The sequence below is a fragment of the Streptomyces lienomycini genome (genome assembly GCF_027947595.1).
In the GTDB taxonomy this organism is placed as follows: domain Bacteria; phylum Actinomycetota; class Actinomycetes; order Streptomycetales; family Streptomycetaceae; genus Streptomyces; species Streptomyces lienomycini.
In genome coordinates this window covers 6,716,078-6,740,210 of the sequence record NZ_CP116257.1, presented here as the reverse complement: position 1 = coordinate 6,740,210, position 24,133 = coordinate 6,716,078, and the positions used below count along the sequence as shown (strand labels likewise).

At 72.0% G+C, this 24,133-nt stretch carries 21 protein-coding genes; 6 read left to right on the top strand and 15 right to left on the bottom strand.

Annotated features, from left to right (window positions below; genetic code table 11):
* The first annotated feature begins 22 nt into the window (after nt 1-22).
* A complete protein-coding gene (locus BJ961_RS30745) occupies nt 23-226 on the top strand; it encodes a hypothetical protein (RefSeq protein ID WP_271417290.1) in 204 nt (67 codons plus the stop codon).
* On the opposite strand, the gene BJ961_RS30740 is transcribed toward BJ961_RS30745, so the two are convergent.
* The 11 genes from BJ961_RS30740 to BJ961_RS30690 all read right to left on the bottom strand — a co-directional run bounded on the left by BJ961_RS30740 (nt 196) and on the right by BJ961_RS30690 (nt 14,733).
* Entirely contained in the window at nt 196-1,473 is a 1,278-nt protein-coding gene (locus BJ961_RS30740; RefSeq protein WP_381159284.1) for an MFS transporter, read from the bottom strand. The genes BJ961_RS30745 and BJ961_RS30740 overlap by 31 nt on opposite strands.
* 196 nt (nt 1,474-1,669) lie before the next feature.
* Entirely contained in the window at nt 1,670-3,451 is a 1,782-nt protein-coding gene (locus tag BJ961_RS30735) for an IucA/IucC family protein (RefSeq protein ID WP_271416039.1), read from the bottom strand.
* The gene (locus BJ961_RS30730) at nt 3,448-3,993 is read right to left on the bottom strand and encodes a GNAT family N-acetyltransferase (protein ID WP_271416038.1); all 546 of its coding nucleotides are present in this window, start codon (nt 3,991-3,993) and stop codon (nt 3,448-3,450) included. Before BJ961_RS30730 ends, BJ961_RS30735 begins: the two co-directional genes overlap by 4 nt.
* Nucleotides 3,990-5,270, bottom strand: coding sequence for a lysine N(6)-hydroxylase/L-ornithine N(5)-oxygenase family protein (locus BJ961_RS30725; RefSeq protein ID WP_271416037.1), 1,281 nt, complete (start codon nt 5,268-5,270; stop codon nt 3,990-3,992). The genes BJ961_RS30730 and BJ961_RS30725 overlap by 4 nt, the downstream gene beginning before the upstream one ends.
* Nucleotides 5,254-6,696: a lysine decarboxylase DesA gene (desA, locus tag BJ961_RS30720; RefSeq protein ID WP_271416036.1), complete on the bottom strand. Its 1,443-nt coding sequence runs from the start codon at nt 6,694-6,696 to the stop codon at nt 5,254-5,256. The genes BJ961_RS30725 and desA overlap by 17 nt, the downstream gene beginning before the upstream one ends.
* 147 nt (nt 6,697-6,843) lie before the next feature.
* Nucleotides 6,844-7,707: a siderophore-interacting protein gene (locus tag BJ961_RS30715; RefSeq protein ID WP_271416035.1), complete on the bottom strand. Its 864-nt coding sequence runs from the start codon at nt 7,705-7,707 to the stop codon at nt 6,844-6,846.
* Nucleotides 7,708-7,745: 38 nt separating this feature from the next.
* Entirely contained in the window at nt 7,746-8,795 is a 1,050-nt protein-coding gene (gene desE / locus BJ961_RS30710) for a siderophore-binding protein DesE (protein ID WP_271416034.1), read from the bottom strand.
* Nucleotides 8,796-8,922: 127 nt separating this feature from the next.
* Nucleotides 8,923-10,083, bottom strand: coding sequence for an acyl-CoA dehydrogenase family protein (locus BJ961_RS30705; protein WP_271417220.1), 1,161 nt, complete (start codon nt 10,081-10,083; stop codon nt 8,923-8,925).
* Between the two features lie 5 nt (nt 10,084-10,088).
* Nucleotides 10,089-11,042: a hydroxymethylglutaryl-CoA lyase gene (locus BJ961_RS30700; protein WP_271416033.1), complete on the bottom strand. Its 954-nt coding sequence runs from the start codon at nt 11,040-11,042 to the stop codon at nt 10,089-10,091.
* Nucleotides 11,039-13,063, bottom strand: coding sequence for an acetyl/propionyl/methylcrotonyl-CoA carboxylase subunit alpha (locus BJ961_RS30695; RefSeq protein ID WP_271417219.1), 2,025 nt, complete (start codon nt 13,061-13,063; stop codon nt 11,039-11,041). The genes BJ961_RS30700 and BJ961_RS30695 overlap by 4 nt, the downstream gene beginning before the upstream one ends.
* A 53-nt stretch (nt 13,064-13,116) precedes the next feature.
* Nucleotides 13,117-14,733, bottom strand: a complete 1,617-nt coding sequence (locus BJ961_RS30690) for a carboxyl transferase domain-containing protein (RefSeq protein WP_271416032.1) — start codon at nt 14,731-14,733, stop codon at nt 13,117-13,119.
* Nucleotides 14,734-14,830: 97 nt separating this feature from the next.
* On the opposite strand from BJ961_RS30690, the gene BJ961_RS30685 reads away from it, so the two are divergent.
* From BJ961_RS30685 to BJ961_RS30675, 3 genes are all read left to right on the top strand, one after another.
* A complete protein-coding gene (locus tag BJ961_RS30685; protein ID WP_271416031.1) occupies nt 14,831-15,454 on the top strand; it encodes an SACE_7040 family transcriptional regulator in 624 nt (207 codons plus the stop codon).
* A 133-nt stretch (nt 15,455-15,587) separates the two neighbouring features.
* Nucleotides 15,588-16,745, top strand: coding sequence for an acyl-CoA dehydrogenase family protein (locus BJ961_RS30680; protein WP_271416030.1), 1,158 nt, complete (start codon nt 15,588-15,590; stop codon nt 16,743-16,745).
* A gap of 19 nt (nt 16,746-16,764) precedes the next feature.
* The gene (locus BJ961_RS30675) at nt 16,765-17,637 is read left to right on the top strand and encodes an acyl-CoA thioesterase (RefSeq protein ID WP_271416029.1); all 873 of its coding nucleotides are present in this window, start codon (nt 16,765-16,767) and stop codon (nt 17,635-17,637) included.
* A gap of 20 nt (nt 17,638-17,657) precedes the next feature.
* On the opposite strand, the gene BJ961_RS30670 is transcribed toward BJ961_RS30675, so the two are convergent.
* The 4 genes from BJ961_RS30670 to BJ961_RS30655 all read right to left on the bottom strand — a co-directional run bounded on the left by BJ961_RS30670 (nt 17,658) and on the right by BJ961_RS30655 (nt 21,206).
* Nucleotides 17,658-18,857, bottom strand: coding sequence for a lysophospholipid acyltransferase family protein (locus BJ961_RS30670; protein WP_271416028.1), 1,200 nt, complete (start codon nt 18,855-18,857; stop codon nt 17,658-17,660).
* The gene (locus tag BJ961_RS30665; protein ID WP_271416027.1) at nt 18,854-19,717 is read right to left on the bottom strand and encodes a phosphatidate cytidylyltransferase; all 864 of its coding nucleotides are present in this window, start codon (nt 19,715-19,717) and stop codon (nt 18,854-18,856) included. Before BJ961_RS30665 ends, BJ961_RS30670 begins: the two co-directional genes overlap by 4 nt.
* Nucleotides 19,714-20,328 (bottom strand): CDP-alcohol phosphatidyltransferase family protein, encoded by a 615-nt coding sequence (locus BJ961_RS30660; protein ID WP_271416026.1) that lies wholly within the window; start codon nt 20,326-20,328, stop codon nt 19,714-19,716. The genes BJ961_RS30665 and BJ961_RS30660 overlap by 4 nt, the downstream gene beginning before the upstream one ends.
* Before the next feature lie 89 nt (nt 20,329-20,417).
* Nucleotides 20,418-21,206 carry a phosphatase gene (locus BJ961_RS30655; protein ID WP_271416025.1) on the bottom strand — a complete coding sequence of 263 codons (789 nt, stop codon included), beginning with the start codon at nt 21,204-21,206 and terminating at the stop codon, nt 20,418-20,420.
* A gap of 250 nt (nt 21,207-21,456) precedes the next feature.
* Here BJ961_RS30655 and speB point away from each other — a divergent pair, with 250 nt between their 5' ends.
* Nucleotides 21,457-22,425 (top strand): agmatinase, encoded by a 969-nt coding sequence (gene speB, locus BJ961_RS30650; protein WP_271416024.1) that lies wholly within the window; start codon nt 21,457-21,459, stop codon nt 22,423-22,425.
* Nucleotides 22,422-24,110 carry a thiamine pyrophosphate-binding protein gene (locus BJ961_RS30645; protein ID WP_271416023.1) on the top strand — a complete coding sequence of 563 codons (1,689 nt, stop codon included), beginning with the start codon at nt 22,422-22,424 and terminating at the stop codon, nt 24,108-24,110. The genes speB and BJ961_RS30645 overlap by 4 nt, the downstream gene beginning before the upstream one ends.
* Nucleotides 24,111-24,133 lie beyond the last annotated feature (23 nt).

Sequence of the window (24,133 nt, the reverse complement as noted above, 5' to 3'; positions counted from 1 at the left end):
TGGGCGGTGATGGTGCGGGAGAGTGGTCCGAGCCCGTCCTCAACGCCCAAGCCCGACCCCTCGATCGCACGCCTTCCCCAGGCTGCCGGGCGTCGCCGAGCTGGGCTGGTCCCCGGCGTCGACGCACGACTGGGACACCTACAAGGTGCGGCTCGCCGCGCAGGCCCCGTACGGGGAGGCGGCGGGCATCGACTACTACCGCTCGCCGCAGGTGCCGTGGTCGTGAGACGCCGGCGCCGGTGACACGACGCTAGCCGGTGCCGCCGTTCCCGCCGGCTCGGTCCGGCGGGACGCGGCACCTACTGCCAAGACCATGAGCGCTGCGGTGCAACCGCCCAGCAGCATGACCACGGACGGAGAGGTGCGGTCCAGGACCACTCCCCCTACGAGGGCACCAACCGAGATCGTTGCCTGAAAGGAGGCGGTGAACAGGACGGATGCCGCTTCCGGCGTATGCGGTGCCGCCTTGGAGAACCACGTCTGCGACGCGACTGGTACGGCACCGTACGCCAGGCCCCACACGACCAGCAGCACTACCGCGCCGGTCTCCCAGCGGCCCAGCGCCGGGAGCAGGAAGGTCACCGCGGCGATCAGGGCGGCCGCGAGTCCGAACACGGTCCGCGGACGCCGGGCCGCCCAGGCACCGCCCAGAAGGTTGCCGAGGATGCCGGCGGCTCCGTAGAGCAGCAGGAACGCAGTGATCACACCATCGCCGGCGTGGGTGACCTGTTCCAAAAACGGTGTCACATAGGTGTAGGTGCCGAAGTGAGCCAGCACGACAAGAAACGTCAACAGGAGTGCGAAGCGGGTATTGACGCTGCGGAGCATGCCGTTGAGCACGCTCAGCCGGGTGGCCCGGACCGGAGGAAGCGGCGGCACGAACAAGAGCAGCATGACCAGGACGCCGAACGTCAGGACTCCCATGACGGTGAAGGCCGTTCTCCATCCGAAGAGATCTCCGACGAGGGTGCCCGTCGGTACGCCGAGGACGGATCCCAGCGGGATGGCGGAGAAGATCACAGCAGTTGCCCTGCCGACCGAGGCCGGCGGCACCAGCCGTTCCGCCAACCCCGCTCCGATCGACCAGAAGCCGCCAATCGTGATCCCGACCATGATGCGGGAGCTCAGTACGAGCCAGTAGACGGGTGCCGCGGCGGCAAGGAAGTTCGCCAGTGCCAGCAGGAGCATGAGGAGGCACAGCATCAGTCGGCGGTCGAAGCGTGCCGTGGCCACGGTGACCATGGGTGCGGCGATCGCCGCCACGAGGCCCGGCATGGTCATCATCAGACCGGCCATGCCGTCCGAGACGACGAAACTGGTTCCGATCGAGGTCAGCAGACCGATGGGAAGGATTTCGGTGGTGACGATGACGAAGATTCCCAGCATCACCGAGACCACGGCCGGCCACCCCGTCAGAGGGGACCGAGGGGGTAAGGGTTCGCCGCCGGCTGAAGCGGTAGTGGTTGCCTGCATGACCTTCCGTCCCGTGGGCGTCAGCGCGTTTCGGGAGCAGTCCAGCAGGTCTCATCGGGAGGTGGCTGGCAGATCCGCGACGGCACCCTTGCCCTCACGGGTGACGTCGTATTCCGGCCAGCCACGGTCAGGGCGGTACGGTCAGCGCCGACGGGCCTCCCCGAGCCGTGCTCGGTCAGGCCCGTCCGTTCGTGGGTCAGAGTCCCGCGATGGGGTTCTTCAGGGTCCCGATCAGCTGGAGTGCGCCGGACGGGTCGGACAGGTCCACCATCTGCCGGTTGTCGCGCAGCTGGAGCCGGTTGAGGCAGGACAGGGCGAACTCGGGCGCGAACATGTCGTACCGCTCGAACTTGTCGGCCAGCTCCGGCACCGACTTCTGGTACTCCCGGGTGACCTCCGCGACCGTCCGCCAGAAGGCGTCCTCCGTGACGATGCCCTCGCCCGCGAGGTTCGCGGCGAGGAAGCGGAAGAAGCAGTCGAAGACGTCCGTGAAGATCGACAGGAGCTTCTTGTCGTCCGGCACGTCCACCGCGATGCGGGAGACCTCCGGCGGCAGCACGGCGTCCGGGTCCATCACCGCGATCTCCTCGGCGATGTCCTTGTAGATTGCCCGCCGCACCACCCCGTCCTCCAGGACCAGGATGACGTTCTCGCCGTGCGGCATGTACACCAGGTCGTAGGCGTAGAAGCTGTGCAGCAGCGGGACGTAGTAGGCGCGCAGGTAGTGCCGCAGCCACTCGGTGGGCGCGAGCCCGGACCGCTCGATCAGCGCGCCCGCGAAGGAGGCGCCCTCGTGGTCGACGTGGACGAGGGAGGCCATGGTGGCGAGGGTCTCCCCGCCCCGGAGGGACGGCACGGGGCTCTCCCGCCACAGCGCCGCCAGCATCTTGCGGTACGGCGAGTAGCGGTCGGTGGCCTGCTCGTACTCCAGGTGCCGGTAGCCGACGGCCGCCCGCTCCCGGATGATGCTCAGCCCGGTCCCCTTCAGCACCGGGTCGCCCTCGATCAGCCGGGCGAGCCAGTCGTTGATGGCCGGGGTCGCCTCCATGTAGGCGGCCGACAGACCGCGCATGAAGCCCATGTTGAGGACGGACAGGGCCGTCTTCACGTAGTGCTTCTCGGGGTGCGAGGCGTTGAAGAAGGTGCGGATGGACTGCTGGGCCAGGTACTCGTCGTCGCCCTCGCCCAGGCACACCAGGTGGCCGCGGGCGACCTCGGCGGCGAAGGTGACGGTGAGCTTGTTCCACCACTGCCAGGGGTGCACCGGGATGAGCAGGTACTCGGCCGGGTCCAGGCCGCGTTCGCGCAGCACGCCGTGGAAGCGGTCGACGGTCCCCTCGCCCAGCTCGTCCCGGACGAAGGACTCGTACTCGATGCCCACGCCCGCCGTGAACGCCGCCCGCGAGCGGTGCGCGGCCAGCCACACCAGGCGCACCGGGCTCGCGGTCTCCGGGGCGTACGACAGGTACTCGTGGACGCCGAAGCCGAGCCGGCCGTTGTTGGCGACGAAGCAGGGGTGGCCCTCGGTCATGCCGGTCTCGACGGCCTGGAAGCCGCTCCGCGCCAGCTCGGCGGAGGTGACCTGCGGCTTGGTCAGCTTGTAGCAGGTGCCGGAGAGGGTGGAGGAGATCTCCTCCAGGTAGACGGGCAGGATCTCCGCGCTCAGGCCCAGCGACTCCTTCAGCTCGACGAAGAAGTCCAGTGCGGCGAGCGGGAGGTCGGTGCCGTCGCGGTGGCGGGTGATCGAGGCGGCGTCGACCTGCCAGTGGTCCAGGGCGCGGACGGTGGCGGTGAAGCGGTAGGCGGTCTTGCCGTCGTCGCTGCGGACGGCGTACGTGTCCGGGTCCCCGTCCGGAACCGGTTCGGGGGTCAGCAGCCGCTCGTGCGTGAACTCGGCCAGCGCCTTGCGGATCAGCAGGCGGTTGGCCTGCTCCCAGCGTTCGGGGGAGAGGTGGGCGACGGCGTCGGCGAGGCTCATGCGGACACCGCCCGCTCGAACTGCTCACGGGTGCAGAAGCTCAGCAGGGCCTTCTTCTCCGGCTTCTGGATCTCGCGCTCGGGCACGAATCCGACGGCTGCGTTCAGGGCGTGGACGGCGGTGTTGGCGACGTCCGGCTCGACGACGACGCGCCGGGTCGCCGGGTCGGCGAACAGCTCGGCCATCACCGCGGTGATCACGGCGCGGGTGAAGCCGTGCACGGGCCGGTCGGTCGGCGCGACCAGGAAGTGCATGCCGACGTCGCCCGGCTCGGGCTCGTACAGCCCGACCAGCTCGCGGTGGGCCGGGTCGTAGCGCTCCATCAGGAAGGCGGGCGCCCCGTCGTGCAGGCCGAGGTGGGCCTGCTGGTGCTCGTCGGCGGCCACTTCCATGTACGCCCGCTCGACGTCCACCAGCCTGGCGTCCTGCATCATCCAGAACGCGGACTTGGGGTGCGTGAGCCAGCCGTGCAGCAGTACGGCGTCGGTCAGCGGGTCGACGGGGCGCAGGGTCAGCGCCCCGACCGCGGTGGCGGTGCTCATACGGTGAACTCCTGGAACGCGATCGACTTCTCGACCGGGTAGTACTCGCGTCCGAGCAGCTCCCGGACGATGACGCTGTTGCGGTAGGCGCCCATGCCCAGGTCGGGACTGGTGACGCTGTGCGCGTGGACCCCCGCGTTCTGCAGGAACACACCGCCTCCCGTGACGTCGACGGCGTAGTTGCGGCCGATGTCGAAGTTGCCCCGGGAGTCGTGGCGCAGCCGGTCGCGGACGGGCTTGAGGAACTCCGGCTCGGTGTACCGGTAGCCGGTGGCGAGCACCAGGCCCTCGGTCTCGATCTCGAAATCGCTGCCCTGCTCCTCCTGCCGGAAGCCGAGCGTGTACGTGCCGTCCGCGTACCGGGCGCCGGTCAGCGCCGAGTTGGTGAGCAGCCGGGTGGCGACGGGACCGCCGAGCCTCTTCTGGTAGAGCAGGTCGAAGATCTCGTTGATCAGGTCGCCGTCGATCCCCTTGAACAGGCCCTTCTGCTCGTCCGCGAGGCGGTAGCGGGTGTCCTCGGGCAGCGCGTGGTAGTAGTCCACGTACTCCGGGGAGGTCATCTCCAGCGTCAGCTTGGTGTATTCGAGGGGGAAGAAGCGCGGGGAGCGGGTCACCCAGTTGAGCTGGTAGCCGTGGACGTCGATCTCGCCCAGCAGGTCCTGGTAGATCTCGGCGGCGGACTGGCCGCTGCCGACCAGCGTGATCGACCTCTTCTTCACCAGCTCCGCCCGGTGCTGGACGTAGCGGGAGTTGTGCAGGAAGTCGCCGGCCAGGCCGCGGCAGGCGTCCGGGATGTGCGGCGGGGTGCCGGTGCCGAGGACGAGGCGCCGGGCGCGGTAGGTGTCGCCGGAGGTGGTGGCGACGGCGTACAGCTCCTCCCGCTCGTCGTACGTCACCTCGGTGACCGTGGTGGAGAAGCGGACGCTGCCCAGCTTGTGCGCGGCCCAGCGGCAGTAGTCGTCGTACTCGACGCGCAGCGGGTAGAAGTTCTCCCGGATGTAGAACGAGTAGAGCCTGCCCTTCTCCTTCAGGTAGTTGAGGAAGGAGTACGGGGAGGTCGGGTCGGCGAGCGTGACCAGGTCCGACATGAACGGGGTCTGGAGGTGCGCGCCGTCCAGGAACATGCCGGCGTGCCACTCGAAGTCCGGCTTGGACTCCAGGAAGACGCCGTTCAGCCCGGCGATCGGCTCGGTGAGGCAGGCGAGGCCGAGGTTGAAGGGGCCGAGGCCGATCCCCACGAAGTCGTACGCGGTGGAGGCTTCAGGAAGCGCGGTCAAGGGAGTCTCCCAGGTACTGCTCGGCGTGGCCGGCGATCAGGTCGAGGACGGCGGCGATGTCGGCCGTCGTCGTCTCGGGGTTGAGCAGGGTGAACTTCAGGTAGTGGTGTCCGGCGACCTTGGTGCCCGCGACCACGGCGTCACCGGAGGCGAACAGGGCCTTGCGGGCGTAGAGGTTGGCGCGGTCGGTCTCGGCGGGGTCGGTGACGGCCGCCGGGACGTAGCGGAAGACCAGGGTGGACAGCGACGGCTCGACCACCACGTCGAAGCGGGGATCGGCGGCGAGCAGTTTCCAGCCCTCGACGGCCAGGTCGCACACCTCGTCGAAGAGCTGCCCGATGCCGTCGGCGCCCATCACGCGCAGCGTCATCCACAGCTTGAGCGCGTCGAAGCGGCGGGTGGTCTGCAGGGACTTGTCCACCTGGTTGGGGATACGTTCCTGCACCATGCGGCGCGGGTTGAGGTACTCCGCGTGGTAGGTGGCGTGGCGCAGCGTGGCCACGTCCCGCACCAGCACGGCCGACGAACTCACCGGCTGGAAGAAGGACTTGTGGTAGTCCACGGTGACCGAGTCGGCCCGCTCGATGCCGGTCAGCCGGTCCCGGTACTTCAGGGAGGCGAGCAGTCCGCAGCCGTAGGCGGCGTCCACGTGCATCCACACGCCGTACTGCTCGCACAGCCCGGCGATCTCGGGCAGCGGGTCGATGGAGCCGAAGTCGGTGGTGCCGCCGGTGGCGACGACGGCCATGGGGACGAGCCCCTCGCCCACGCAGCGCTCCAGCTCGCGGGCGAGGGCGACGGTCTGCAGGCGCTTGTCGTGGTCGACGGGGATCGGGACGACGGCTTCGGGGCCGAGGCCGAGCAGCTTCGCCGACTTCTTCACGCTGAAGTGGCTGACCTCGGAGGCGAAGATCCGCAGATCGGCGAGGGATTCGGCCTTGGCCTCCTCGCGGGCCAGCAGCAGCGCCTGGAGGTTGGACTGCGTGCCGCCGGAGGTGAACACGCCGTCGGCCGCCGGGCCGAGGCCGATCCGGGCGGTGGTCCAGTCGATGAGTTTGCGCTCGATGAGGGTGCCGCCGGCCGACTGGTCCCAGGTGTCCAGGGAGGAGTTGACGGCGGACAGGACCGCTTCGCCGACCAACGCCGGTATGACGACCGGGCAGTTGAGGTGGGCGAGGTAGCGGGGGTGGTGGAAGTAGACGGCGTCGCGGAGGTAGACGTCCGCCAGCTCGTCGAGGACCGCGGCCGTGTCGTGCAGCGGCCGGTCGAGGTCGATCTCGTCGATGCGGGGGGAGAGGGCGTCGACCGTGACACCGGTGAACGGGCGGTCGGTGGTGGCGACGGTGGCGGCCACCCGCTCGACTCCCTCGGTCACGGAGCGGCGGTACTGCTCCGCGGTGGCGTCGTTGAGCAGGTGCGAACGCATGTGGGGGTCCTCCGGTGGGGACGGTCCGAGAGGGATGGGGAGGGCGCGGCCCTCATTTCAACTTAGGTGAGCCTAACCTAATCAGTCTGGATCACACCCGCATCGGTGCGTGACTGCCGTCACTGCGGCCTCCACGGGGCGCGAACGTCAGCCCTGTGCGCGGAGTTGTTCCTCCGTCAGGCCCCGGCGCCAGTAGCCGACGAAGGTCACGCGGCGACGGTCGACGCCGCGCTCGCCCACGAAGTGCCGCCGCAACCGCTTGACGCGGCCGGACTCGCCCGCGAGCCAGACGTAGGGGTGCTCGGCGGGCGGAAGCCGCGCGTCGCGGAGAGTGGCGAGGGTCGCCTCGGGGCCGCCACCGGTGTCCCGGACGAGCCAGGTGACCTCGGCGTCGGCCGCGGTCACGAGGTCGCGCTGCACGTCCTCGGCGTGCGGCACCTCCAGCCAGACCCGGGCGCGGGTGCCGGGCGGAAGTGCCTCCAGGGCGGCGCAGGCGGCCGGCACGGCGGTCTCGTCGCCCCAGATCACCACCAGGTCGGTGTCCCCGGGCGGCCGGAAGCGGATCGCCCGGTTGTCGGCGACCGCCGGGCCGAGCACCAGCACACGGTCGCCGGGGGCGGCGTCGGCGGCCCAGCGGGCGGCGGGCCCCGGCCGGATCCCCGACTCCGGGTCGACGCCGTGCAGGACGAAGTCGACGACGATTTCGGCGGTGTGCCCGTCGTCGTCCCGGCGCAGCGCCCGCAGCGTGTACGAGCGCATCACCGCCCGTACGTCCTCCGGCAGTTCGCGCCAGCCCTGCCACCAGCCCTCGCCCAGCTCGACGGGGACCGCGGGCTCCGCCTGCCCCGGGTGCGGCAGGAACAGCGACAGCGACTGGTCGAGGCCGTCGGAGTGGAAGGCGCGCAGGTCGGGTCCCGCGAAGGTGACGCGGGCCAGGGACGGGCCGAGCCGCCTCGTCCGTACGACCTGGAGGGAGAAGAAGCGGAACGGGGCGGCCACGGCCGTCGTCATGGAGTGCTCCGGAGGGAGAGGGGGCACGGGGCGGAAGGTCAGCCGACCTTCTTGGCGTTCTCGATCGCCTCGGCCAGGTTGTCGAGGAGCGGCGTGCACTTGTCGTAGGACAGGATCGGCTCGGGGGAACGGGCGATGACCTGGCCCGCCTTGACCGCGGGGAGCTTCTTCCAGGTGCCCTCGGTGATGTCCGCGGGCTGGATGGTCGAGGCGCGGTCGTCCATGATGATCACGTCGGCCGGGTACTTGTCGACGTTCTCCCAGCTCAGGGACTCGAACCAGCCGCCGGTCGCCTTCTTGGCCTCCTCCGGGGGCTCCACGAAGTTCACGCCGAGGGCCTTGAAGTACTCCAGGTCCACCGAGAGGTTGGTGCCGGAGACGTAGAACAGGTCGGGGCTCGCGGAGCCGGCCAGCACCCGGATCTCCGGCCTGGCCTTGGCGGCCGCGCGCAGCCGGGCGGCGGCCTTGTCGAAGGCGGCCTTGGCGTCGGTGGCCTTCTTGGCCTTCATGTCGGCGCCGAGCGACTCGGCCAGCTCCCACATGCGCTGGAGCGGCTGGGTGAGCTGGCGGTCGAAGACCGAGATCGCGACGCTCGGGGCGAGCTTGGCGATCTTGTCCTTGGACTCCTCCGGGACGGACCACAGGGTGCCCGCGGTGTCGAACGTCGTGGTGATGAGCACCTCGGGGGCGAGGGAGGCGTACTTCTCGACGTTGAGCTTGCCCCACTCGTTGCCGAGGACGGTGACCTTGTCGACGTCGAGGTCGCCGGCCTGGACGTCGGGCTTGCCGTCCTTGGTGGTGGTCGGGCCGAAGACGCCCTTGACCTGGACGCCGTAGTCGAAGAGCGCGGCGGCGACACCGGTGAAGGCGACGATGTCCGTCGGCACCTTGTCCAGCTTCACCGTGGTGCCGCGGTCGTCCTTGAAGGACCAGGGGCCCGACTTGGCGGCGCCGCCCGTCCCGTCGCCCGAGCCACCGCTCTTCGCGTCGTCGTCCCCGCAGGCCGCGAGCACGGCACCGAGGCCGAGGGCGCCGCCTGCGGCGAGGATTCCGCGGCGGGTCGGGTGGGTAGCGCTGGCGTTGGACATGGTGGTGGCTGCCTTCGAACGGTGCGGAGCGTCGCGCCCGCGGGGACAATTCGAAGGTAGGTTAGCCTAACCTCAGATCTTGTCCAGGGGTGGGGCCCGTGAGACCCCGCCCCCGGCCGTCCGGATCTCAGTCCGTGAGCCCCAACTCCCGCGCGATCAGCATCCGCTGGACCTCGCTGGTGCCCTCGCCGATCTCCAGGATCTTCGAGTCCCGCCACATGCGGGCCACCGGGTACTCGTTCATGAAGCCGTAGCCGCCGTGGACCTGGGTGGCATCCCGGGCGTTGTCCACCGCGACCGTCGACGAGTACAGCTTCGCCAGCGCCGCCTCCTTCTTGAACGGCTCGCCCGCCACCAGCCGCGAGGCCGCGTCCCGCCAGGCGAGGCGGGCCGTGTGGGCCTTCATCTCCATGTCGGCGATCTTGAACTGGATGGCCTGGTTGGCGCCGATCGGCCGGCCGAAGGCGTGACGTTCCTTCGCGTAGGCGACCGACTCGTCCACGCAACCCTGCGCGAGCCCCGTGCCCAGCGCGGCGATCGCCACCCGGCCCTCGTCCAGGATGCGCAGGAACTGCGCGTAGCCGCGCCCCAGCTCGCCCAGCAGGTTCGCCGCCGGGACCCGGACGTCGGCGAAGGACAGCTCACGGGTGTCCGACGCGTTCCAGCCGACCTTCGAGTACGGGGCGGCCACCGTGAAGCCCGGGGTGCCCGACGGCACGATGATCGACGAGATCAGGGGCCGTCCGTCCGGCTTGCGGCCGGTCACCGCGGTGACCGTGACCAGGCCCGTGATGTCGGTGCCGGAATTGGTGATGAAGCACTTGGTGCCGTTGATCACCCACTCGTTCGTCGCCTCGTCCAGGCGGGCCGTCGTACGGGTCGCGCCCGCGTCGCTGCCGCCGTCCGGCTCGGTGAGGCCGAACGCGCCCAGGATCTCGCCCGAGCAGAGCCGGGGCAGCCACGCGCGCTTCTGCTCCTCGGTGCCGAACAGGTGGAGCGGCATCGCGCCCAGCGAGACGCCCGCTTCCAGCGTGATCGCCACCGACGAGTCGACCCGGGCCAGCTCCTCCAGGGCGATGCCGAGCGCGAAGTAGTCGCCGCCCATGCCGCCGTACTCCTCCGGGAACGGCAGCCCGAACAGACCCATGCGCCCCATCTCGCGGACGATCTCGTACGGGAACTCGTGCCGCTCGTAGAAGTCGCCGATCTTCGGCGCCACCACGTCGTGGGCGAACTCCTCGACCGTGCGGCGCAGTTCTTCCAGTTCGGGGGAGAGCTTGTGGTCCATGGTGTTCACGACTCCTGGTGGGAGAGGGCTCGAACGGTGCGGGACGGGCTGGGCCGCCCCAGGTGGGCGGCCATCCAGACGCTTGTGGCGACGAGACGGCCGAGGTCGACCCCGGTGTCGATGCCGAGGCCCCGCAGCATCCACACGAGGTCTTCGGTGGCGAGGTTGCCGGTGGCGGACTTCGCGAAGGGGCAGCCTCCCAGGCCGCCGGCGGAGGCGTCGACCGTGGTGACGCCCCGCTGGAGCGCTGCCAGCGTGTTGGCCAGGGCCTGGCCGTAGGTGTCGTGGAAGTGGACGCCCAGCGCGGACACGGGCACGTCCGCCTCGGCCAGCGCGGTGAGCAGGGCCGTCACATGGCCCGGGGTGGCCACGCCGATGGTGTCGCCGAGGCTCAGCTCGTCGCATCCCATGTCCAGCAGGGCCTTGCAGACCCGCACCACCTGGGGGACCGGGACCGGACCCTCCCACGGGTCGCCGAAGCACATCGAGAGGTAGCCCCGCACGTGGACGTCGGCGCCCTGCGCCTTCGCCCGGGTCACCACCGGCTCGAACATGGCCAGCGCCTCGTCCACCGTGCGGTTGAGGTTGGCCCGGGCGAAGGACTCCGTGGCGCTGGCGAACACCGCGACGCGGCGTGCGCCGAGCGCCAGGGCCCGGTCCAGGCCGCGTTCGTTGGGCACCAGCACCGGCAGCGACACCGGCAGGTCCAGGACCTGCGGGTACAGGTCCTCGGCGTCGGCCAGCTGGGGGACCCACTTGGGGTGGACGAAGCTCGTCGCCTCGATCGTGGTCAGGCCCGTGCCGGCCAGGCGGCGGATGAACTCCGCCTTGACGACCGTCGGCACGGTCGCCTTCTCGTTCTGCAGCCCGTCGCGCGCGCCGACCTCGTGGACGCGGACGCGGGCGGGCAGGCCTTCGGCCGGTACGGCCATGGGGAGGCCCAGCTCCGGGGCGTTCACGCCGTCTCCTCTGCCTCGTCGGTGGGGGCGATGACCGCCAGCACCTGGTCCATGGCGACCGTCGTGCCCGGTGCCACGTCCAGCTCGGCGACGGTGCCCGCGTGCGGGGCGGAGATGACGTGCTCCATCTTCATCGCCTCCACCACCAGCAGGCTCTGCCCGGCGCTCACCTCGTCGCCGACGGCGACCTTCACCACCGTCACCGTGCCCGGCATCGGCGCGGTCAGCGAGTCGGCGCCCGCGTGGGCGGCCCGGTCGAGCAAGGCGGCGACCGGGTCGTGGTCGCGCACATGCCAGGCGTCGCCGTCGCGGCCCAGCCAGGTGCCGTCCGGCAGAGCGGTGAAGGTGTGGGCGACGCCGTCGAGGAGGAAGGCGAACCGGTGCCCGTCCTCGGGCCGCGGGGGCGTGCCCCCGGACCCCCGCAGGGGCGTGGCGGATCCCGGCAGCAGCAGCTCCACTCCTCCGGCCGGTGTGCGGCGCACGCGCACGGTCACCGGGTCGTGGCCCGCCGCCCGCAGGTGGTGCGCCGTCCAGGCGTGCTCCCCGCCCATGCGCCAGCCGTCCGCGGCGGCGAACGGGTCGGCCCAGCCGGCGGTGCCGACGGGCGTGAGGGAGGCCTGGCGCAGCAGTGCGGCCGCCGCGTACGTCGCCGCCGGCACCTCGTCCGGTACGAGCCCGTCGACCTCGCGCTCCACCAGCCCCGTGTCCAGCTCGCCCGCCACCACCGCCGGGTGCGCGAGCAGCCGCCGCAGGAACCCGGCGTTGGTCTGCACGCCCAGGGTGACCGTCCCGGCCAGCGCCGCCCGGAGCCTGCGCAGCGCGGTCTCCCGGTCGGGGCCGTAGGCGATCACCTTGGACAGCATCGGGTCGTACAGGCTGCCGACCTCGGTGCCCTCGCTGAGCCCCGAGTCGGTGCGCACGCCGTCGCCCTCGGGCTCGCGCAGCCGCAGCACCGTGCCGCCGGAGGGCAGGAAGCCGCGCGCCGGGTCCTCGGCGCACAGCCGGGCCTCGATCGCGTGCCCGGTCAGCCGTACGTCCTCCTGCCCGAACCCGAGCGGCTCGCCCGCAGCCACCCGCAGCTGCCACTCCACCAGGTCCAGGCCGGTCACCAGCTCGGTCACCGGGTGCTCGACCTGGAGACGGGTGTTCATCTCCATGAAGTAGTACTGGGAGGGGTCGCTCCCGGGCACGATGAACTCCACTGTGCCCGCGCCCCGGTAGCCGCAGGAGCGGGCCGCCTGCACGGCCGCCTCGCCCATCGCCGCCCGCGTCGCCTCGTCGAGGAGGACGCTGGGCGCCTCCTCGATCACCTTCTGGTGGCGGCGCTGGAGCGAGCACTCGCGCTCGCCCAGGTGCACGACGTTCCCGTGGCCGTCGGCGAGCACCTGGATCTCGATGTGCCGGGGACGGTCGACCCACCGCTCCACCAGCAGCGTGTCGTCGCCGAAGGAGGCGCGGGCCTCGCGGCGGGCGGCGGCGATCTCGTCGGCCAGCACCGCCTCGTCGCGCACCAGCCGCATGCCCTTGCCGCCGCCGCCCGCGGAGGGCTTCAGCAGCACCGGGGTGCCGATCTCGCGGGCCGCGTCGGCGAGCTGCTCGTCGGTGAGCCCGCTGCCGCTGGAGCCGGGGACGACCGGCACCCCGGCCGCCCGCACCGTCTCCTTGGCGCGGATCTTGTCGCCCATCAGGGCGATCGCGTCGGCGGACGGTCCGATGAAGACCAGCCCCGCCTCCTCGCAGGCCCGCGCGAAACCCGCGTTCTCGGCGAGGAAGCCGTACCCGGGGTGGACGGCCTGCGCGCCCGTCCGGGCCGCCGCCTCCAGCAGCCGCTCGACGGACAGATAGCTCTCCGTCGAGGGCGCCGGGCCGATCCGCACCGCCTCGTCGGCCTCCCGCACGTGCCGCGCGTCCGCGTCGGCGTCGGAGAAGACCGCCACCGAGCGCACGCCCATCGAGCGCAGCGTCCGGATGACGCGGACGGCGATCTCACCGCGGTTGGCGACGAGCACGGTGTCGAACATGCGTGGCATCTCGTCGCGCGGCGTCTCGTTCGTGTTCTGCATGGGTCCCCTCCTCACATCCGGAAGACGCCGAACTGGGGCTCGCCCAGCGGCGCGTTGGCACACGCGGTCAGGGCCAGGCCCAGCACCTGCCGGGTGTCGGCCGGCTCGATCACGCCGTCGTCCCACAGGCGGGCGGTCGCGTAGTAGGCGCTGCCCTGGTGCTCGTACTGCGCCCGGATCGGCGCCTTGAAGGACTCCTCCTCCTGGGCCGGCCACTCCTCCCCGCGCCCCTCCATCTGGTCCCGCTTGACCGTGGCCAGCACGGACGCGGCCTGCTCGCCGCCCATCACGGAGATCTTGGCGTTGGGCCACATCCACAGGAAGCGCGGCGAGTACGCCCGTCCGCACATCGAGTAGTTCCCCGCGCCGTACGACCCGCCGACGACCACCGTCAGCTTCGGCACGCGGGTGCACGCCACCGCCGTCACCATCTTGGCGCCGTGCTTGGCGATGCCACCGGCCTCGTAGTCCCGGCCCACCATGAACCCGGAGATGTTCTGCAGGAACACCAGTGGGATGCCGCGCTGGTCGCACAGCTCGATGAAGTGGGCGCCCTTCTGGGCCGACTCGGAGAACAGGATGCCGTTGTTGGCGACGATGCCGACCGGATGGCCGTGGATCCGGGCGAAGCCGGTGACCAGGGTCTGCCCGTACTCGGACTTGAACTCGGCGAAGCGGGAGCCGTCCACGACGCGCGCGATGACCTCGCGGACGTCGTAGGGGGTGCGCGAGTCGACCGGCACCGTCCCGTACAGCTGCTGCGGGTCCGCCTTCGGCTCGACGGCCGCCTCCACGCCCCAGGGGAGGGTGGAGCGCTCCGGCAGGGTGGAGACGATCTGCCGGACGATGCGCAGGGCGTGCGGGTCGTCCTCGGCGAGATGGTCGGTCACGCCGGACACGCGGGAGTGGACCTCGCCGCCGCCCAGCTCCTCCGCCGTGACCACCTCGCCCGTGGCCGCCTTCACCAGCGGCGGGCCGCCCAGGAAGATCGTGCCCTGATTGCGGACGATCACCGCCTCGTCGCTCATCGCCGGGACGTACGCCCCGCCCGCCGTGCAGGAGCCGAGGACGGCGGCGATCTGCGGGATGCCCGCGCCGGACATCCGGGCCTGGTTGTAGAAGATCCGGCCGAAGTGCTCGCGGTCCGGGAAGACCTCGTCCTGCATGGGCAGGAAGGCACCCCCCGAGTCGACGAGGTACAGGCACGGCAGCCGGTTCTCCAGCGCCACCTCCTGCGCCCGCAGGTGCTTCTTCACGGTCATCGGGTAGTACGTGCCGCCCTTGACGGTGGCGTCGTTCGCCACGATCACGCACTCCCGGCCGCTCACCCGGCCGATCCCGGCGATGACGCCGGCCGCCGGGGCCGCGCCGTCGTAGAGCCCGTCGGCCGCGAGCGGCGCCAGCTCCAGGAACGGCGAGCCGGGATCGAGCAGCGTGTCCACGCGGTCGCGCGGCAGCAGCTTGCCGCGCGCGGTGTGCCGGGCCCGCGCCCGCTCGCCGCCGCCCAGCCGGGCCGCCGCGAGCTTGGCGCGCAGTTCCTGAACGAGGGCGGCGTGCGCCTCCTCGTTGGCCCGAAAGGCCTCCGACGCGGGATCTGCCGCCGTCGTCAGCTCCGGTGCCTCGTGCATCCTGCGGTCCCCTCACCCAGTGGTCGACCAGTTAATGAGCGTTAACGCGTTTCCTTCAGGTTAACGACCGCTAACCTCCCTGTCTAGAATCGACTCCATGGCCACCAGAACCGACGCCCCCACCCGCCGCGAGCAGATCCTCAAGGAGGCCGCCCGGCTCTTCGCCGAGCGCGGCTTCCACGGGGTCGGCGTCGACGAGATAGGCGCCGCCGTCGGCATCAGCGGCCCCGGCCTCTACCGGCACTTCCCCGGCAAGGACGCGATGCTCGCCGAGCTGCTGGTCGGCATCAGCGACTCGCTGCTGACCGGCGCGAAGCGGCGGCTGGCGGAGGCGGACGGGGCGTCCGGCTCCCGGGCGGGCGCTGCGACGGGACCCGAGGCGGTCCTCGACTCGCTCATCGAGGGGCACATCGACTTCGCGCTCGACGACCGCCCGCTCATCACCCTGCACGACCGCGAGCTGGACCGCCTGCGGGACGCCGACCGCAAGATGGTGCGGCAGTTGCAGCGGCAGTACGTCGAGCTGTGGGTCGGCGTGCTCCGGGAGGTCTACCCGGCCCTCGCCGAGCCCGCCGCCCGCTCCGCGGTCCACTCGGTCTTCGGCCTCCTGAACTCCACCCCGCACCTGGGCCGCCCCGGCTCCCTGCCCGGCCGCGCGGTGACGGCGTCGCTGCTGCACCGGATGGCGCGGGGGGCGTTCGCGGCGGTGGGGGAGGGGTAGGGGCGCCCCCGGGGCCGCGGAGGGCGCGGGGAGTGACGAGGGTTACCCGCGTCCCGGTCTGGACGCGTCTCGCTACCCGCCGGTACGGTTGGGTCTGAGCAAGCGCTTAGATACGTACCCTGGAGGTGGCGCGGTGCGCCGTACGGTGTTCAACGAGGACCACGAGGCGTTCCGGGAGACCCTCCGCGCCTTCATCGAGGCCGAGGTCGTCCCCGTCTACGACGACTGGTTCGCCGCGGGCCAGGCGCCGCGCGAGTTCTACTACAAGCTCGGCGAGCTGGGCATCTTCGGCATCAACGTGCCCGAGGAGTTCGGCGGCGCCGGCATGGACAGCCACAAGTTCGAGGCCGTCCTCTACGAGGAGACCGCCCGCGCCGGCGTCCAGTTCGGCGGTTCCGGCGTCCACGTGCTGCTCGCCCTGCCCTACATCAACATGCTGGCCACCGACGAGCAGAAGAAGCGCTACCTGCCGAAGTTCGTCACCGGCGAGGAGATGTGGGCCATCGCGATGACGGAGCCCGGCACCGGCTCCGACCTCGCGGGCATGAAGTCCACCGCCAAGCTCTCCGAGGACGGCACCCACTACGTCCTCAACGGCGCCAAGACCTTCATCACCGGCGGCGTCCACGCCGACAAGGTCATCGTCTGCGCCCGCACCGCCGCGCCCACGGCCGAGGACCGCCGCCACGGCATCTCCCTGTTCGCCGTGGACACCAAGTCCGAGGGCTACTCGGTCGGCCGCAAGCTCGACAAGCTGGGCCTGCGCACCTCCGACACCGCCGAGCTGGCCTTCGTCGACGTCAAGGTCCCCGTCGAGGACCTGCTCGGCGAGGAGAACAAGGGCTTCTCCTACCTCGGCCACAACCTGGCCTCCGAGCGCTGGGGCATCGCCTACGGCGCCTACGCGCAGGCCGCCGCCGCCGTCCGCTTCGCCACCCAGTACGTGCGGGAGCGCACCGTCTTCGGCAAGCCGGTCGCCCACTTCCAGAACACCAAGTTCGAGCTGGCCGCCTGCCAGGCCGAGGTGGACGCCGCCGAGGCCGTCGCCGACCGCGCCACCGAGGCCCTGGACGCCGGTGAACTCACCCCCGCCGAGGCCGCCAGCGCCAAGCTGTTCTGCACCGAGGTCGCCCACCGCGTCATCGACCGCTGCCTCCAGCTGCACGGCGGCTACGGCTACATGAACGAGTACCCCATCGCCCGCCTGTACGCGGACAACCGCGTCAACCGCATCTACGGCGGCACCAGCGAGGTCATGAAGATGATCATCGCGAAGAACATGGGCCTGTAGACCGCGGAATCACCCGGCCATGAGCGAAGCACTCCAGTCCCTCCTCGATCTGCTCGACCTCGAGCGGATCGAGGAGGACATCTACCGCGGCCACTCCCGGTCCGCCGTCGTCCCCCGCGTCTTCGGCGGGCAGGTCGCGGCGCAGGCCATGGTCGCCGCGGGCCGCACCGTCCCCGAGGACCGGCACGCGCACTCCCTGCACGCCTACTTCCTGCGCCCCGGCGACCCGGGCGCCCCCATCGTCTACAACGTCGACCGGCTGCGCGACGGCCGCTCCTTCACGACCCGCCGCGTCGTCGCCGTCCAGCACGGCAAGCCGATCTTCACGCTGTCGGCGTCGTTCCAGACGTACGAGGAGGGCCTCGACCACCAGGCGCCGATGCCGCCCGCACCGGACCCGGCGACCCTCCCCACCGGCGAGGAGCGGCTGCGGAGCTACCCGCACCTGCCCGCCGACACCGTCGAACGCTTCCTGGAGACCCGGGCCGCCGTCGACCTGCGCTACGTCGAGGACCCGCCCTTCGGCGACTTCGGCAGCCCGCGCGATCCGCACTCCCAGGTGTGGTTCCGCACCAACGGCAAGCTCGCGGACGACCCCCTGCTGCACGTCGTCCTCGCCACGTACGTCTCCGACATGACGCTGCTCGACTCGGTTCTGCTCGCGCACGGCCGGGGCGGCTGGGCCGTCGGCGACGTCGTCGGGGCCTCGCTGGACCACGCCATGTGGTTCCACCGGCCCTTCCGCGCCGACGAGTGGCTGCTGTACGACCAGCAGTCCCCGTCCGCGTCCGGCGGCCGGGGACTCGGCCAGGCCCGCATCCACACCCAGGACGGGCACCTCGCCGTGTCGGTCGTCCAGGAAGGCGTGGTGCGCGTCCCCCGGGAACACTGAGGGGGCGGCGGCTCCGTGGATCAGCTCCAGGTCCTGATCACCCCCGCCAGGGACCACGCGAACACGCCGGCGAACACCACGAGATACCCGACGTACCAGCGGCGGAAGCGCTGCAGCAGCAGCCCGAGGACGGCGAAGAGCGCCGTGAGCATCGCCGTGCGCGAACCGCGGGCCTTCGCGGACTCGACGACCCAGTCCACCGGGGGGACGTCGGCCTTGCCCGCCTCGGCGACGTACACCTTGTAGGGCAGGCCCTTCCACGGCTGGTGACGCACGGCGTCCGCGCCTTCGACCGCGATCTCGTGCCGTGCCTGGGCACGCATCCGGTCGGTGGTGAGCGGTGCGGGCAACTGCGCGCCGGCCGCGGCGAGCTGGAGGCCGAGCAGCCCGCCGGCGAGCGTTCCCGCGACGATGGACAGCGACACCTTCACGGCCGAGCGAGGCACCGCGATGACGATCGTGGCCACCAGCAGCTCGGGGATCAGGGGCCAGCTGAGCGCCTCGGCGACGGCCCACAGGAAGACGAGGACCGCCCCCCACCGCGAGTTGATCACGGACGAGACCCGGCGCCTGAGACCCGAGTCCCGCTTCCGCTCCGCCTCGGCACGGGCGTGCAGCGCGGCGACCGAGGCACGGGCGTCCTCGGGCGTCGCGGCCGCGGGCAACGGCGCCCCGATCCGCACCCGGACCACGCCGGAGCGCAGCCGTCCGTGCTTGGGCAGCACCTTGTCCGTGCCGGCGATGCCGACCGGGACGAGGGGGACGCCCGCCTCCTCGGCGAGGACCAGGGCGCCCCGGTGGAAGGTGCCGAACTCGCCGTCCGCCCGGCGGGTGCCCTCGGGGAAGAGGACCACGGTGCGTCCGGCGCGCAACTCGTCGGCCATGGCGAGGAGATCGTCGACTCCGCCGCCGTCCCGGCGCACGGGGAACCCGCCCGCGAGCCGGCTGCAGATCCGGCGGCGCCACGGAGAGGCGAACCAGTAGTCGGCGGCGGCGCCGATCACCGGCGCGTGGCGGGCGTCGAGCGCGGCGAGCAGCGCGGCGGTGTCGGCGTGCGAGGAGTGGTTGGCGATGACGACGCAGCCGCCGCGGGGCAGTCGGCCACGGCGCTGGAAACCGCCGGTGAGGGTGAGGGTGACCCACCACAGGAGGCGGCGCAGGGCCGAGGCGAGCCAGTGACGCGGGGGCGCGGAGGCGCGTGCGGGAGCGAGGGTCGTCACGAGGCCACCACCATGGTGAGGAGAAGAGCGAGGACGAGGGAGTCGATACGGTCGAGGAGCCCGCCGAAGCCGGGCAGCCAGGTGCCCGCGTCCTTCACCCCGGCCTCGCGCTTGACCATGGACTCGAGCAGGTCGCCGAGCACGCAGCCGGCCAGGATCGCGAGCCAGAGCAGCACCGAGAACGCGCCGATCACGGCCAGCACGGCCGCGGTCACGGCGGCGGTGCCGAGCACCCCCGCCCAGGTCTTGCTGGGGGAGAGCGGGGACAGCGGCCGGGCGAGCGGGCCGCGCCGCCCCAACGCCATGCCTCCGCACCACGCCCCGACGTCGCCGAAGGCCACGCCGAGGCCGACGGCGACAGCGGTGTCGCCGAGCACCACGAGTCCCGTCAGGGAGACGGGAATCCACACCAGCGCCACGAGTGTGCGCGCGGTGCGGGTGAATCCGGACGCGTGGTCGCCGGTGAGCAGCGAGGGCAGCGCGGCGCCGACGAGCAGCAGCGCGGCGGACCGTACGTCGAGCAGCTCGGGCGCCCGCCAGGCGAGGCCCGGCAGCACCACCGACGCGGCGACCAGGACCAGGTGCTCGGCCCGGGGCAGCCCGGCGATCCGCACGTACTCGCTCACCGCGATCACGCCGAGCGCCGCCGCGAGGGCGAAGGCGCCGCCCGCGCCGAAGAACAGCGCCCCCTGGAAGACCGGGGCGGCGACGGCCCAACTGCGCCAGCGTTTGCGCAGTTCGGTGCGCATCCGCACCTTCGACGGCAGTACGGCGACCGCCGCACCGCTGACTCCGAGGGCGCCCGCGACGAGCGGCAGGGCCCGGCCGACGGCCTCCTCGGTGATGAGTACGGCGCTCATCGGTGGCCCCCCGAGGTTCTCGCGCCGACGGTGGTGGCGCCGCCGAGGGCCTGCCAGAGCCGGCCGAGCCGCAGCACGGCGGTGAGCGCGGACCCGGCAGCGATCACCGCCAGCACGGGCACCGCCCAGCCCGTGGCCGCCGCGACGACGGTCAGCAGGCAGCGCTCGGTCTTGCCGACGGGACCGCCGTTGAGGCGCTCCGCCCCGGCGGCCGACCCCGCGAGCGAGACCCAGGAGGGGAGGGTGGCGGCCAGGCCGGTGAGCGCCACCAGCCACAGCGGGGCCAGCGCCAGGAACCCGGCGAGCACCACCAGATCGGCGCACCGGTCGCCGAGTTCGTTGAGGACGGAGCCGCGCCGTGTGGTCCGCCCGGTGTCGCGGGCGAGCGCGCCGTCGAGATTGGCGAACGCGAGACGGGCGGCGAGCAGCAGGGCGACGGGCAGACAGGCCCAGGGTGCGGGCAGCGTGGCGAGCGCCCCCGCGGCGCCCGCAGCGCAGACCACACCCGCCGCCGTGAGCGTGTCGGGTGACACCTCACGGCGTACGAGCGCGGCACGAACACCGGACAACTGCTCCGTGTACCAGGGTTTAAATGCGTAGAGACCGTTCATGGGCCAGAACTTTGTTCGGCCCGGGAGGGGCTGGACACCCCTCGGACACCCCTAAGACACCCCGGTGCCGGCCCGCCGGGCGCGGGTGATCACCGCAGTCCCGCCTCCGTCAGCAGATACGCCGTCATCGGGTCGTAGTGGCGCGGGCTGACCACGTGGTCGTCCAGCGGCACCGCCACCTGGAGGGTGCCCTCGGACTCGGCGAGGAAGAGGGCCGGGTCGTTGCAGTCCGCGTAGCCGACGGAGTCCACGCCGTGCTGGGCGGCGTAACCGGCCCAGCCGTGGTCGGCGACCACCAGGTCGGGCAGCGGACGGCCCTCGCGCTCCAGACCGGTCAGGATCGCCTTCATCGGCTCGCCCGAGTGGGTGTGCCACAGCGACGCCCCGTGCTCGAGGACCGAGACGTCCGCGAACTGCTGGACGTACCCCTCCTCCGTGGTCAGGCCCTCCGGGATCACGACGATCTCGCAGCCCGCGGCGCGCAGCGCGGCGGCCGTGGCGCGGTGCACGTCGAGCAGCCCGCCCGGGTGGCCGGTCGCGAACAGCACCCGCTGCCCGCCGTCCGCCGCCTTGCGCAGCCGTCCCGCCATCCGCTCCAGCGCGGAGACGGTCAGCTCGGGATCGATGGTGTCCTGGCCGTACCGGTGCTCGGGGTCGTCGTTGACACCGACGCGCTCCGCCATCACCGCGAGCACGTCCTGCTCGTCGCTCCAGCGGTCGCCCAGCTCCAGACCGAGCCAGAAGCCCCGGTCGCCGTTGGCCAGCTTCCGGTAGTGGGAGAGGTTGTTCTCGCGGGGCGTGGCGACGTCGCCCGCGATACGCGTGGTGACGAGGTGCTCGGCGAGTTCGGCGCGGCTGGGTGTCCCGGGTATCGGCATGGCTCCATTGTGTAGCAGCCGCCTGTGTCCGTCTCCGGCATGCCGCCCGCTGGGACGCGGGTCACGACCGGGAGCGGCCGGCCCCGGCCCGATGGCCGTTTCCTCCAGCCCCGAGGGCCCTTATGGACGGAACGTACATGTCGCAGGCTCATTTCGGCCCTCTAGTCTGCGGCGACCGGCTGCCCCGCCCGCCAGTACAGTCGGACAGCAGCAGCACATACGCGACGAAGCGTAAGAAGGAAGGCAGTGCATGAGCAGCAACGAGACGCCCCGAGGTCCCGTCGACTCCTCCCGGATCCCGCGCTACGCCGGACCCGCGACCTTCGCCCGGCTGCCCCGGCTCGACGAGGTCGGCACCGCCGACGTCGCCGTCGTGGGGGTGCCGTTCGACTCCGGCGTCTCGTACCGGCCCGGCGCCCGCTTCGGCGGCAACGCCATCCGGGAGGCCTCCCGCCTCCTGCGCCCCTACAACCCGGCGCAGGACGCCTCGCCCTTCGCCCTCGCCCAGGTCGCGGACGGCGGCGACATCGCCGTGAACCCCTTCAACATCCACGAGGCCGTCGAGACGATCGAGGCCGCCGCCGACGACCTCCTCGGTACCGGCGCCCGCCTGATGACGCTGGGCGGCGACCACACCATCGCCCTGCCGCTGCTGCGCTCGGTCGCCCGGAAGCACGGCCCGGTCGCCCTGCTCCACTTCGACGCCCACCTGGACACCTGGGACACCTACTTCGGCGCCGAGTACACGCACGGCACCCCGTTCCGCCGCGCCGTCGAGGAGGGCGTCCTCGACACCTCCGCCCTCTCCCACGTCGGCACCCGCGGCCCCCTGTACGGCAAGAAGGACCTCACCGACGACGAGCGGATGGGCTTCGGCATCGTGACGTCGGCGGACGTCTACCGCCGCGGCGCCGACGAGGTCGCCGACCAGCTGAGGCAGCGCATCGGGGACCGCCCCCTGTACGTCTCCATCGACATCGACTGCCTCGACCCCGCCCACGCCCCCGGCACCGGCACCCCCGAGGCGGGCGGCATGACCTCCCGCGAACTGCTGGAGATCCTGCGCGGCCTGGCATCCTGCAACCTGGTGTCGGCGGACGTCGTCGAGGTGGCGCCCGCGTACGACCACGCGGAGATCACCTCGGTCGCGGCCTCCCACACCGCGTACGAACTGACCACCCTCATGTCCCGCCAGATCGCCGAGGCCCGTTCACAGTGACCCACGACCACGACCTCGTGCTCCGTCCGACCGCCTCCCAGACGGAGGCCGCGCTGCACCCTCCCGGCGGCCGCACCGGCTCGGACCTGGTCGTGGAGACCCTGGCCGGGCTCGGCGCGACCACCGTCTTCGGCCTGCCCGGCCAGCACACCCTCGGCCTGTTCGACGCGCTGCGCCGCTCCGACCTGCGCTACATCGGCCTGCGGGTGGAGAACAACGCCGGTTTCGCGGCGGACGCCTACGGCCGCGTCACCGGCGAGGCGGCCCCGCTGCTGCTGTCGACCGGCCCCGGCGCGCTCACCGCCCTGCCCGCACTCCAGGAGGCGCGGGCCGCCTCCGCCCCCGTCCTGGCGATCGCCGGCCAGGTCCCCGCGGCGGGCCTCGGCGGCGGCCGCCACGGCTACCTGCACGAACTCCCCGACCAGGCCGCCTCCTTCCGGGGCGTGGTCAAGTCCGTCCACACCGCCCGCACCCAGTCCCAGATCCCGTCCGCGATCGCCGAGGCGTGGACGTCGGCGCTGACCGTCCCGCACGGCCCGGTGTGGGTGGAGATCCCCCAGGACGTCCTCCGGGCCGAGACGCTGATCCCCGTCGTGACGGGCGGCGACACCCTCCCCGAGGAGCTGCCCCCGCGCCCCGAACTGACGGCGGTGGCGGCCGACCTGCTCGCACACGCCGAACGCCCGGTGGTCGTCGCGGGCGGCGGGGTGGTCCGCGCGGACGCGTCGAAGAAGCTGCGGCAGCTGGCCGAGCGGCTCCAGGCCCCCGTCGTCACCACCTTCGGCGGCAAGGGCGCCTTCCCCTGGACGCACCCCCTCTCCCTCCAGTCCTGGCTGGAGGACCGCCACACGACGGACTTCCTGGAGGACGCCGACGTCCTCCTCGTGGTCGGCTCCGGACTCGGCGAACTCTCCTCGAACTACCACACGTTCGAGCCCCGCGGCCGGGTGATCCAGATCGAGGCCGACCTCGGCAAGCTGGAGTCCAACCACCCGGCCCTCGGTATCCACGCCGACGCCCGCCTCGCCCTCCAGGCCCTGCTGGAGACGGTGGAGGAGCGGCGCACCGACCCGACCGCCCCGGAACGCGTACGCGAGGTCCTGGACAAGGTCCGCGCACGCGTCGCCGCCCAGGAACTCACCCTGGAACAGGACGTCCTGGCCGCAGTCCGCAAGGCCCTTCCGCCCCGCGCCCCCTCCTTCTGGGACATGACCATCCTGGCCTACTGGGCGTGGTCGGCCTTCGACCCCAAGGCCCCGAACACCATGCACTCCGCCCAGGGCGCCGGCGGCCTCGGCTACGCCCTCCCGGCGGCCCTCGGCGCCGCGGCGGCCGACCCCACCCACCCGGTGCTGGCGGTCTCGGGCGACGGCGGCGCGCTGTACTCCGTCGCCGAACTCGCCACCGCCCGCCAGTACGACCTGAACGTCACCTGGCTCATCGTCGACGACGGCGGCTACGGCATCCTGCGCGAGTACATGACCGACGCCTTCGGGCAGCCCACGGCGACGGACCTGCCCGGCCCCGACTTCGTCGCCCTGGCCGAGTCCTTCGGCGTGCCCGGCGTCCGCACCGGCCCCGACACCCTGGAACAGGACCTCGCGAAGGCCCTGACGACACCGGGCCCGGCCGTCGTCGTACTCCCCGCCGTGCTGCGGATGTTCGCGCCGACGCACACGGAATGAAACCCTGTGCCGCGAGCCGCCCG